Annotated in this window: 9 protein-coding genes; 2 read left to right on the forward strand and 7 right to left on the reverse strand. The window is 49.2% G+C overall.

What is annotated here, in order from left to right; translation table 11 throughout:
• Positions 1–146: 146 nt before the first annotated feature.
• Positions 147–893: a methyltransferase domain-containing protein gene (locus CFB10_RS20055; protein ID WP_020009768.1), complete on the forward strand. Its 747-nt coding sequence runs from the start codon at positions 147–149 to the stop codon at positions 891–893.
• 138 nt (positions 894–1,031) lie between these two features.
• Here CFB10_RS20055 and CFB10_RS20060 read toward each other — a convergent pair whose 3' ends face one another.
• The 7 genes from CFB10_RS20060 to CFB10_RS20090 form a co-directional block, all read right to left on the reverse strand.
• Positions 1,032–2,048: an FkbM family methyltransferase gene (locus CFB10_RS20060; protein ID WP_141097738.1), complete on the reverse strand. Its 1,017-nt coding sequence runs from the start codon at positions 2,046–2,048 to the stop codon at positions 1,032–1,034.
• Between the two features lie 26 nt (positions 2,049–2,074).
• Positions 2,075–3,205 (reverse strand): glycosyltransferase family 9 protein, encoded by a 1,131-nt coding sequence (locus tag CFB10_RS20065; RefSeq protein ID WP_141097739.1) that lies wholly within the window; start codon positions 3,203–3,205, stop codon positions 2,075–2,077.
• 54 nt (positions 3,206–3,259) lie between these two features.
• On the reverse strand, positions 3,260–5,341 hold the full coding sequence (locus tag CFB10_RS20070; RefSeq protein ID WP_020009764.1) for a glycosyltransferase family 9 protein: 2,082 nt from the start codon (positions 5,339–5,341) through the stop codon (positions 3,260–3,262).
• A gap of 40 nt (positions 5,342–5,381) precedes the next feature.
• Positions 5,382–7,061 (reverse strand): HAD-IIIA family hydrolase, encoded by a 1,680-nt coding sequence (locus CFB10_RS20075; protein ID WP_020009763.1) that lies wholly within the window; start codon positions 7,059–7,061, stop codon positions 5,382–5,384.
• 149 nt (positions 7,062–7,210) lie between these two features.
• Positions 7,211–8,197: an ADP-glyceromanno-heptose 6-epimerase gene (rfaD, locus tag CFB10_RS20080; protein ID WP_020009762.1), complete on the reverse strand. Its 987-nt coding sequence runs from the start codon at positions 8,195–8,197 to the stop codon at positions 7,211–7,213.
• Positions 8,197–9,657 (reverse strand): D-glycero-beta-D-manno-heptose-7-phosphate kinase, encoded by a 1,461-nt coding sequence (gene rfaE1 / locus CFB10_RS20085; RefSeq protein WP_020009761.1) that lies wholly within the window; start codon positions 9,655–9,657, stop codon positions 8,197–8,199. Before rfaE1 ends, rfaD begins: the two co-directional genes overlap by 1 nt.
• A 379-nt stretch (positions 9,658–10,036) precedes the next feature.
• Complete coding sequence (locus tag CFB10_RS20090) at positions 10,037–11,308, reverse strand: glycosyltransferase family 1 protein (protein ID WP_020009760.1); 1,272 nt, start codon at positions 11,306–11,308, stop codon at positions 10,037–10,039.
• Between the two features lie 488 nt (positions 11,309–11,796).
• On the opposite strand from CFB10_RS20090, the gene CFB10_RS20095 reads away from it, so the two are divergent.
• Positions 11,797–12,024 (forward strand): transposase (locus CFB10_RS20095; protein ID WP_020008882.1); only part of this gene is annotated, 228 nt, incomplete at its 3' end.

Consider the following 12,024-nt stretch of genomic DNA (forward strand, 5'->3'; position numbering starts at 1 on the left):
TGTCACAACGCTTATCCGAATGCACCGAAGTTGGGGAGAATACGAAAAAAAAAAGCGCCCGTCGTTGAGGCAATCTCGCTTGGCGGCTAACGTCGTTAAGATATTACTTTTTTGGTATCTTAGATACCGCATGCGAGGGGCACATTATGAAACTTTATGTTGGCAGCCGGAACTACAAACCTGAGGGCTATTTAACCGTTGATATCGATCCGTCGATGATGCCTGACATCGTCGCGGACATAACTAAAATGTCTTCGGTAGAAAACAATTCCTGTTCCGAGGTGGTTGCTGGCCACGTACTGGAGCATATCGATTGGCCCGACAGCTTTTTGGCGTTTTCGGAGTTTTCCAGAATCTTACGACCTGGTGGGGAGTTGAAAATTGCAATCCCTGACATGGGGGCATTGCTTCGAATGCTGTTGAGTGGGGATAGTGCTTTTCACGTCGTTGGATTGATATATGGCGTGGGAGGAAGAGTAAATAAATTCGAACAACACAGGTACGGTTTCACGATCGGAATGATAATCGATATACTCGAGGTGCTGGGTTTCAGCGACTTCGATTGGTGGAATTCTAACATTAATGACGCGTCCAATGGCTGGTGCCCAAGGTACGAGGGCCAGCATGTTGGTATCTCTCTAAACATCAAGGCAACCAAAAAGAGAGAGCCGGTTGTAGAACCGCACAAAATCTACGAAAAACTAATTGCCAGCCCTTTGTCAGACTTTTTGGCGGTGGTCGGCGATCTTATTGCGGAAAAACCACCAGAGGCCGCAGGCACAGACGCAGCGAAAGTGTATCAGAGGATTCATTTTCAACTGATTGATGCACGGCAGCGTATCAAATATCTAGAAAACAACATCAGCGAGATGGAAAAAAAAAGCGAAATGTAAATCTGCTGTCAAAGCTTCCGTCTAGATGGCGTTCCTAGCCCTCAAATAAAATCCCTTTTAAAATACACTTTTAATAATCGCGCCCCGGACTGTGAAATAGCTTAGACCGGGGCGCGGCAAATATCAGCATCAGAAATCCTACAGCAGCAAATCGAACTTCTTGGACGGCAACGCTATTACATTTAATCTATCATCATATGAGTTTCTGCGATTGGTATCGAGTTCTATGAAGCTGGGTGAAAACGTAAATTGACTTTTCTCCCGCATCTCCATGATAAAAAACTCATAATCAAGAGACATGCGGCGTAGCTCAAGAAAAGGGGCGAGCGTTTTTTCTTCCGATTGGCTGATCCAGTTCTCAAAAATAATCACTGGTTCAAATTTCTTAATCGTATCCTTCGCTCCGCGCAAAACTGCGTCTTCCACGCCCTCAACATCGATTTTTATCAAGTCTATTCTAGAAATATCACCATTTCCAAGTAAATCGTCAAGCGTCGTACAATCAACCTCGACGGCGGTAGACGACGTATCTTCGATTACCCCAGATATACTATTATTTCCCGTCCATAATTCATCAGATATACGCACTTTACCCGAACTATCAGATACCGCCACCGGATGAGTAGCAACTCTATCACTAATATCCAGCGACGATACAATCTGTTGAAGATCACGATTTGCGCGTGGAGCAGGTTCTACCGCCACACATTGGCCAGAAAACCCCGAACGCGCGGAGAGATACACTGGGAAATAACCCCAATTTGCACCGATATCGACGTAAACACCGTCATTAGGAACAAACCGGTCGATACAAAACAGAATATCTGGTTCATACCCGTTACGGAAATGGCCAACTTTTAGATCGGCTCCGATAAACTGGGTATTGCGCATATCAACCGTTACGGATTTTTGCACTCCGTCGATTTCAACATTGAGTTCGTCATTATATATCCACTCTGGCTTGTTATTGCGTAGCGCCTCCTGCACATCTCTATGAAGAATCCAGAACGATTCCTGAGTTGCTGGAAAATCACTACTGTAGCCGGAGTAGCGGATAATACGCGTCAAAGCAGAGAATGCCCTGAGAGAGATACAATTTCGAACTCGAAAATCCGATAAATCTTTCAATATTTCTCGACGTTCATCTCTCACCACGGAAACACTCCCCTTAATTGCAACACTTAAACACCAGGCGAAATATTCTGGTTTTCCCACCAGTTATAGATATTTCGCGCCAAAACCTCTGCATCATAAGCTGACATGCAGATCGGAGCCAAATCTCCTTTTGGACACGCCATCATCCAAGTCTTCTCACTCCACCAACAATCCCCACATTGCAATGGAGCGAAATTCAAATTTGAGGAATAACCAAAATAATCAACCGACGTAGGCCCGAAGACGACGCAGCTTCTTTTCCCGAAAGCTGCCGCAGCGTGTACGAAGCCTCCCTCATTATCCAAATGAAATGCAGTATTCGCCAGAAGCCCCAGAGCCTCCGTCAAAGACGTCATACCAATCAAATCAACATCTACCCCAGAGATGGGCTCACTCGTCTTAGCGGTGCCGATTTGAACAAATTTAAAATCTCCGCCAAACTTTTCCATAAGATAAGAAATCACATCACTCCATCCCGGATAGGCTTTTGTAGCCCGTCGTCCAGGGGGGCCCTGCATCGCCTCATCATAACCGTTATGGATCGTTATGTATCTGCCAGCAATGAGACCATGTCGTTCTAAAATCGTTTCATCGCGGCTGAGAGCTAATTTATCCCCCCCGTATCCAACACCCGTTACATAGTGCAGGAAATCGTTTCGGGACCGGCCTTTGATAGCCGCGTACCGACCTAAAGTTCCATCGAGAAAAGGGTGATGCGCGCGTACGACATCAAGCGGCTCGATTTTCTTCTCGTAAGCCTCCAGTATTCGTACAAGTTCATATATTTTTGTATCTGCATTCGCCAATGCACGATGACCTGGCCATTTCTCAACATATATAAACTGGTTGATTTTCAGCCCATAAAGACAGACATCTTTGGCATATTTATAGAAATGCGACGGATATGCCCCCTTAAATCCAGGTACACTTCTGAAAACCATTTCCGCCACCGAGGGTGAGCTATAAAAAATGGAAAACTCACCACCGCCTAAATGCTGCAAAAGATCACGCATAAACCGGGCAATCACTATGAGATCACCCAGTCCACCTGTTATAAGTATTGCGCCATCATCATTTTCAACGATACCTGCCGATGCAAGTTTACGTCTTTTATATGCATGTCTGAGTTTTTTTTCGAGCGCTTTGAAAACTGCCACCACACACTCTCTACTTTGTCGCGATATATGCGATATTATCAACCAAAGATAGCGTTAACTCGTTGCAGATATCAAGCCGTCTACAGATCTGTAGACATGATCCACCTGAATGTCGTTCATACAAGCATGACCTTGTACGCAATTCTCAATTTTTGCGATGTAACACGGAGAGCAGGGAATTGGTCGCCTCACGACTTCTACTGTCGCGCCTACTGGCTGCCATAGATTCACATCTGCAACCCCGCTGAACACCGCCACCGTTGGGGTACCTAAAAGAGCCGCAAGCTGAGTGGCACCCGTATCAGTACCTACGAATATCCTGGCACCCGCTGAAACCTTTGCCATATCGACAAGCGGCAGACTTCCTGTCAGATCAAATACCTGTCCTTCGGGAAGAACTCTTGAAACAGCCTCACCATATTCTTTCTCCTGCACACCACCCAGGACCACAATTTTTAGATCATGATTTTGGGCGATCCGAACAGCCAATTCGGCAAATCTTTCGGCTGGCCATTTCTTGGCGAGTGTCCCACCACCGGGTGCCAAGATTGCGTATTTTGCTCCAGCCCAAATGAAGTCTTCGTGCCCGGCAGAAATCAGAGCAGCACCCGCATCGAACATCAATGGCTTCACTGAGTTTATCACGTGGCTGCAAAGCAGCATTAACCTGCGGATATTGTGAGGGCTTTTGTGAAGGCCGGAGCGTTCGGGAATTGGGGGAAGCGAGACATCGAGCGGAACGAACTGCTTGCCATGGGTCTGGTACCCGGCCTTTATCTTTGCATTGACAAAAGCCAATACTGGTCGCGTATCTTGGTCATGCCTAAGATCAATAGCGATATCGTAAGTCTCCCTAACCACGTCACCGATATTGGAAAATTTGGACATGTCAGCCTTCTTAACGTCCTGCGAAAGCTGCGCAAAAAAATTATATTCTTTCACCTCATCGAAATAACCGCATGCCTTGGCCAAACCTGAGTTGGTCGGCGAACAGACAATCGTAAAATGCCCATGGGGCCATGCGTCCTTAAGGAGCCGAATGGCAGGCAGGGACAAGATAAAATCGCCTATATGATCAAGTTTGACGATAAGTATTCTGGGTTCCGCATTGCCGGAAAAATGCGCAGCATGCGGCGACGTCGTTAATATCTGCCGATCAGAGATTTCCGACTGCTCAGATGGGAGTTTTTTTTTTGTGTCGAAACGACCTTTGCGTTTTTTTTCCTTGATACGGGCCACCAATCCGGCGGCTCCCGCAATAATCACCGACAACGGATAAGTTAGTGGCAAGAAAATAGCAGCCTGCCAAGTCAATCGACGTATACGGCGCTCCGCTTTCGAGAGGCGGTGTGAAACACTTCCTGCTTCCAACGCAGCGCTTGAAAGCTCTGCAATCACATCCGCACTCATCTTCGACTGACTGCGCCAGTCCCGCATTGCAGACATTATTTCTTTTAAAGAGAGAGCCAGGGTCCCTTCAGAATCGGCACCAGCTTTTAAATCCGCATATCCGTTAATTGAGCTGATTGCCCGACCGACAGCCGAGACAGGATGTTCCACATCAGCGTATGATTTCTGCGAAATAACCGCAGCTACAAACGGGGTTCCAGCCTCGCCAATTGGACCTGCTGGAAAGTAACGCGTTTCGATCGAAGAAAAGCCTAAATACCGCTCAGCTCCAGCAAGAATAAATTCGGAAACAACTTCGATCGAACGAACGCTTTGACTGGGAGAGACGCCAACATCACCGGTCGGCCTTTTTACTTCCAAGATAAGGACGCCTCCGGCGGAAAGACGACTCTTTGCGTTGGAGACAATCTGATAAGCGGCCTTTGAATCAAGATGGGGATCGATAAAGCGACAAATCACGAGATTGGCAGTCGGACTTTTGTCATCATCCCGGTGGTCTGCCAGAATCTCGTCACTCTCGCCCAAAACCGCCGTCCAGCCCTGAGCCTTTATCCAATCTACTTCGTTCTCTTCCCATAAGCCGAACAACGCGGCGACCCGTGGCTCCGCCAATTCGAGAGCGAGTGTATAGAAAAGCGCCTGATATGTGGCTGGGCCGCTATATTTCGGATGACGCTGCTGCGACAGATAGGCCTCGAAAGCCTCGTAGGAGACGCCTTCTTTCATGCCTCTGTTTTCCCATAAGAAGACTTCAAAACATTTCCCATCATAAAATGTTTTCTTCTTCAGCGAAACGCATCAAATTCTGACCACTAAAAAGGCGACCGTCGATTCTAGCTGCGATTGCAGCCTCTACATCCGATGGTTTGTCGCCTATAAGAACGCTTCGCTTTCTGTCTATGTTCCACCGGACAACAATATCCTCGATCATTCCCGGAGACGGCTTTCTCCAATAGTGATTGCCCCGATACTTTTCGACCGTGGCGTTTTCGTGAAAAGGGCAAAGGCGCTCATCATCAATATAAGCCCCTTCTTCACGAAGCAACTTCCCGATATGTGCCCGCAAAATGATGTAGTCGAGATCATCATAATAACCACGTCCTATGCCGGACTGATTTGTTACAACGAAGACGCGGTATCCCCGATCTCTGAAAGAGCTGATAACTTCCGCCGCCCCCGGAATGAGCCGGACGTCCTCAACCTTACCGGGGTATCCGGTGTCTTCTATAATCACCCCATCACGATCCAGGAAAAGTGCAGGCAGGCTTTGTGCGTGAGGTTCCAGCAGCCTATGCATTTCCTCAATGGCGCAGACGATATGATAAAGAGAGGACGCTGGCGCGGGCTCGTCCACCGCACGTCCCTTTTCATCAAAACGGTCCACCCAAAGGCCAGGTAGAACATCGTTGAAAAAACGCTTCAGAGCAGAGGCCGCATCCGCGACCTTCGCATAAGCATTTTCTCTATCCTCTGGAGTTATCGCCGTTTCGGCCATCATAAGCCAAGCCTTAATCCGCTCCGTTTGCGGCCATAGGCGAAAAGCTCTATCTGCAGGGTTCAGGCTGAAATCAAGACCATTTTGCGCCAATGAAAGCGACTCATCGACCCCTCTCTCGCCAATCTCCACCAGTCTGCGCGCTACGATCAGGGCATCCTTACGCCCAACCATCTTGCCCCACCTCGCCAGCAACCACGCCCACTCAAATTGGTGCCCGGGCTCGATCGGCGCAAGAGTATGGTCCCGCATCACCGACCAGTCGTGATTATAATATTCACGAAGCGACCCGTTTTCATCGGATACAAATGCAGATAGGCACAAATCTCCGATTTCGTTGAGACAAGACAGCCAGCGTTCGGGATTCTTGACCCGCGGATTTTCGAGCCAGGTAAGAAAAGCCTCGAAGAGGTGCATATGAGGATTTGACCGAAGCGGGACGACGGAAGGATTCGCCTCTTCGAAACCCGCAATCGGATGTTTCCAGCCAGATATCATCGCCTCGAGACAGCGCAGGGCCTCATCGGCGGCACTTTCTCCCCCCTCCAGAGTATCCGCAACATAACTCAAACCGAATAACGCAAACGCATGGTCATAAAGATCGAATGAGGTCTTCTTTACCTCGCTGACTGCGTCTACAGTCGTAATCAACGTACCATCTGCGTTAAAACAGTGGCGGCGAAGAAAATCCCACCCGTGCTGGACCAGACCTTCAGCATCCCCCGACCATCCCATATTTTTTGCAGCCGAAAAGCTGTAGATTTGTCGACAGACGACCCTCGTTCTACGCGCAGCCTCAATGGCTACGCCGCCTCTGTCGATCTTTTCAAAAAAACCGCCATTAACGTCGTCCCGTCCAACCGACGACCATAAAGGAAGCGCCGCTTCGAAAAGCCATTTCTTAAGCTCCAGATATTCACTCTGAGCGGTTTTGAAACCCGGCTGGACCATTGAGGGTCTTCCTAACTATACTACTTGACTAAAAGAATTGGCAAATCGATAGCTGCGCCACCAAAAAACCTTCAGGCTGTACGAACTCTTACGGAAGTCTCATCCCAGTTTCCTTGAGGAACAGACGCCTCTTGGATCAGATATTTACCTTAGCGATACCTGTCTTCATGCCGTAGATAAGAGTTAATATAGTCATCAAGCCCCTCTTCCAGGGATGATTGCGGACCGTTATAGCCGATCGATGCCACCTTCGACATATTTGCTTCCGTAAAATACTGATATTTGCCGCGGATAGCCTCAGGCATTTCAATGAAGTTTATATTCAGCTTCTTGCCAAGAAGATCGCCCATGACGTGGACGATATCTGCGAATGACCTTGCTTTGCCGGACCCGCAGTTGAATATTCCACTCCGACTTCCGTTGTGCAAAAGCCAAAGAATGAATGACGTGCAGTCTTTAACATAAACAAAATCGCGACGCTGTTCCCCATGCGCAATATCAGGTCGATAGGACTTGAACAGGGAGACCTCATTTGTTGTCTGCACAACGTCGAAGAGTTTGCAGGCTACGCTGCGCATGTCATCCTTGTGATATTCGTTAGGCCCGTAAACATTGAAGAATTTCAGGCCAACCCATTGGGGGGGAGCGCTCTCGCCTCGCGCTACACGTTCGACAAAAATATCATCGGTCGTCTTTTTGCTCCAGCCATAGGCATTTAGCGGCGCAAGAGCTGCGCGCCCTGCGGATGTCTCGTCGTCATCAAAGCCCTCTTCGATCCCACCGTAGGTCGCCGCGGAAGACGCATAGATGAACGGGACGCCACGCTCCGCGCACCAATCCCACAACATAACCGAATAATTGATGTTCAAATCGATCAACCGGTCGACGTCGGCCTCCGTGGTGGCTGAAATCGCGCCCATGTGAATAACCGCCTTCACGTCCACCTTGAGGCCACGAAGATAGTCCGAAAGTCCCTCAGGGGTGACATAAGCGGCGATATTCCGCTTGGCAAGGTTGCGCCACTTGTCACCGCGGCCGAACCAGTCAACCACGGCAACGGGCCCCAGACCCGCCGCTTCCAAATCAGCGACAATGTTTGACCCGATAAATCCGGCAGCTCCGGTAACAATATACATTAAACTGCCCTTTCCTGGCTGCGCGCAATTGTCGCCGTCGTGCTTTTCCCTGGTACTATTTCAAACGTAACAACCTTGCCACCGTCCCCTAAGACGACGTCAGCACCGACAATTTTATCGACCGTGTAATCTGCGCCTTTTACCAATACGTCCGGACGTATCATCTGGATGAGTTCAAGCGGCGTGTCCTCTTCAAACACCACCACCGCGTCCACAAAAGCCAGCGCGCCCAACAATTCTGCCCGATCAAATTCTGTATTTATGGGCCTTGCCGGGCCTTTAAGCCGCTTTACCGAGCTATCGGCATTCACCCCCACAATAAGACGGTCGCAATTATCTCTTGCATATTGCAAGAGCCTGATATGACCGACATGCAGGATGTCGAAGCAGCCGTTGGTAAAGCCCACTTTCAGATCATCGCTCCGCCAATCTTGTGTGAGGGCCTTGATATCCTGCCAAGCAACAAGCTTATCAGAAGGGCTTACTTCCCCAGACGATGTATCATGAGACAACGCATCTCGAAGCTCCGCAACGGAGACAGTCGCGGTCCCCTTTTTCCCAACCACGATACCGGCTGCAGCATTCGCAATGCGCGCGGCGTCAGCGCGCGAAATATGCGAGCCAAGGCCCACCGCGAGCGCTGCAATCACCGTATCCCCGGCGCCGACAACATCGAAGACCTCTTTCGCATCCGCACGAATATGGAAGGGCTTGTGACCTCGCTCAACGAGCGTCATGCCTTTCTCAGCACGGGTAATGAGGACTGCCTCAATTCCAAAACGTGACAGAATCAACTCGCCAGCCGATTCCGCTTCCTGATCTGTATCGGGCCACACGCCCGTCACTGCCTGCGTTTCCTTTTGATTGGGCGTCACAATCGCCGCCCCGGCATAGCGGGAAAAATCAGAAGTCTTGGGGTCGATAATAACGGGTTTTCCCTCAGACCGGCAGGCCGCAATAATTGCTTTTACAACCCTTTCGCTCAAGAGACCTTTGGCGTAGTCGGAAAGGATGATAACGCTGTGCGAACTGATCAAGGATACCGCGGTTGAGATGACCCGATCTTCTTCTTCCGACGAAATCGGAGAAGCGTCTTCAAAATCGACGCGCAACATTTGTTGGCCGTGACCCAAAAAGCGTGTCTTGATCGTCGTTGGGCGCTTATCCAAGGTCACAAATTCTGCCGACACATCATGAACAGCATTCAACAATTCGAGCAGCTTGGCTCCATTGTTGTCTTTGCCGGTCGCTCCTAGCAGGGTACAACTCGCACCGAGAGACGAAATATTGCGCGCAACATTTGCAGCACCGCCGGCAAAATATTCTTCCGATCGCGCACACATCACGGGAACCGGGCCTTCCGGCGAAATGCGACCAACATCGCCAGAAATAAAGCAATCCAGCATTACGTCACCGATGCAGAGAACTTTAACTTCAGAAAACCTCAAATAGTCCAACATCACCAGCTACTCTTCCTGTCCCTGCCTTCGTGTGATCTGCAGAACACACGAACGACAATGCCAAAAAATTACTCTGAATCTACAGAGCCCCCGCCCCCCAAAAAAAACGATTCAATCGAATCGAGTTACCATTCTAATTCACCCAAATTGCGCCAAACGTCCAACAACGTATTCTGGTTGCAAGAATATTCCGGCCTGCCTATAGCCGCGGAAGATTCGCTGAGGTCCTGCTTCCAGAAAAATTCACCACAGAAATCACAAGGAAACTCTCGAGACCTCCCAATACATCACCAGAAAACCAGATGCAACATCCTGCACACAACCATCATTCGAAATAATATAGAAGTATGCATCTAAACTAATCCGAATTTTTACTTATTTAGATTGTTCTTTCTTTGACCGCCTGAAGCACATCACTCGCGACGTCTTTCCAAGTGCGCATTTGTGGCCTGGAGAGTTCGACGTTTCTTTTCAACGCTGCATATTCGACGGGATTCTCGATAAGAGTCTCTAACTGGATCGCCAGCTCCTCCGGATTTTCCGGATCGAAGTAGCGCGCCAGATCCCCCCCGGCTTCCCTTAAAGCAGGAACATCTGCGGCCAAGGCCGGAGTTCCACACCACAATGCCTCGCTAACGGGAAGCCCCCAGCCTTCCATTCGGCTGGGCAAAAGAAGGGCATAGGCCTTCTGGTAAAGCGCCCGTAGCTCCGCCTGGTTCGGGTTGAAAACAAAGTGAAACTTTCCGAACAAAGGTGCGAATTTCTCTTTCTTCAGAAATTTCTCGACTCTCTTGCGACGCGCACCCGCCAATACGAGCTCAGGAACGGAAACGCCGCGTTGATGTAGTGAAAGCATTGCCTCCACAACGCACTCCAGATTCTTTCGCCCGTTGTAGATACCAACGCAGAGGAGATATGGGTCCTCAGGACCACGTTTATTGACCGGTTCATTCGTCGGTCGTAATTCATGGCAGAGCGGAACAGCGACAACATCCGGCACGGGCGGCAATGTCCCGACTTCGGAGAAGTGCTTGACTTCAGTCGCCGTAAACTCGGAATTGGTCAAGACCATGGACGCAGCCTTGATCGTCACCTGATTGTCGTAGATAAAGTTCCTGGGAAATGAAAACTGATTTCGATGGCTGAAATCATGCAGCGGTATCATGTCGTGGAGAAGTGGAACGAAAATCGGCTTCGTACCACTTTCTGCAAGAGCCATCAGATAATCAGACATTATCTTCGGGCGCCCAAGCGCTATAAGCATATTCCCATTGAGATCAACTTCTTTAACCGCCCCAGCTGGAACCGTCGCCCAGCGCTTTTTATTGCGATGTTGAACAATACTTTGCAAAACACGGTAGAACGCGTTCTTAAACACGTTTTTATCATACAGGTTTTGACGAAGCCGAAGAGGCGTTGCGGAAGATGGAATATTAGGGTCTAGAACCCCCGTAGGTGAAGCATCACCTGTTCGGGGAAAAACTTCAAAGAACCTTCGATGCAAAGGTGAGTATATCACATACCGAACGGTCGCATCGATTTCAGTCAGCTCATAGGCAACTTCCATCACCGTACGCGCAATGCCGTAATATTTGAATTTCACGCCGGAGTTCAAATACAGCTCAGATAAATCAAAAAAAACATCGGGCATTCACTGACCTGCCTGCCTTGAACTGGCCCGACGGACACCATCGGGGATGCAACCAAAAAATGCCTGCGATCAGTCAATGGGCGGTCCATTGCTCACCGATAAGCGAGAACGTTCCAAGCCAGAACCTTCGCAACACTTGGCCGATATAGATTTCAGCCTGCGGGCTTGTCAATCAGGCAACAATGCAAACATCCGCCTCAACACCTCAATTGGAAACAATGTCCGACAGCTTTGAACGCGAGCAATTTGTATTTTTTACGATCTAGGGCCCGAGTGACTTTCTAAAATACGCTGGAGGCGCAGCTTTTTCGAAATATTTCCTGCAGAAAAGAAGTGAGTTTCAAAGCCCCCCATACTCCCTATAGTAGAATTTACGGGTCATTTTTTGATTTCTTCTGTAGGAAGAATAGCGAGCGGCAAGCTTCGATATGAATAGCCCCTAGATTTGTAGACACCTTCTTTCCTAATTTTGAGGCAAGAAGAGCATCATGAGCAAATCGAATTTCAGCGAAGAGTTTAAGCGTGACGCGGTGCGGCAGATCACGGAGCGGGGCTATCCGGTTGCTGAGGTTTCGCAGCGTCTCGGCGTCAGCCAGCATTCGCTGTATGAATGGAAGAAGAAGTTTGCTGGGTCGGACTCCAAGGGTAACGACGAGGCCGAGGAGATCAGGCGGCTGAAGAAGGAACTGGCTCGCGTCACTGAGGAACGCGATATC

The sequence above is a fragment of the Agrobacterium sp. 719_389 genome (genome assembly GCF_900188475.1).
Taxonomy (GTDB): Bacteria; Pseudomonadota; Alphaproteobacteria; order Rhizobiales; family Rhizobiaceae; genus Agrobacterium; species Agrobacterium radiobacter.

Excerpts from the sequence above, each read along its gene's own strand:
- CFB10_RS20070 (WP_020009764.1), bottom strand. The coding sequence starts at position 5,341 with ATGAAAGAAGGCGTCTCCTACGAGGCTTTCGAGGCCTATCTGTCGCAG.
- rfaE1 (WP_020009761.1), bottom strand. The coding sequence starts at position 9,657 with ATGTTGGACTATTTGAGGTTTTCTGAAGTTAAAGTTCTCTGCATCGGT.
- CFB10_RS20055 (WP_020009768.1), top strand. The coding sequence starts at position 147 with ATGAAACTTTATGTTGGCAGCCGGAACTACAAACCTGAGGGCTATTTA.
- rfaD (WP_020009762.1), bottom strand. The coding sequence starts at position 8,197 with ATGTATATTGTTACCGGAGCTGCCGGATTTATCGGGTCAAACATTGTC.
- CFB10_RS20090 (WP_020009760.1), bottom strand. The coding sequence starts at position 11,308 with ATGCCCGATGTTTTTTTTGATTTATCTGAGCTGTATTTGAACTCCGGC.
- CFB10_RS20075 (WP_020009763.1), bottom strand. The coding sequence starts at position 7,061 with ATGGTCCAGCCGGGTTTCAAAACCGCTCAGAGTGAATATCTGGAGCTT.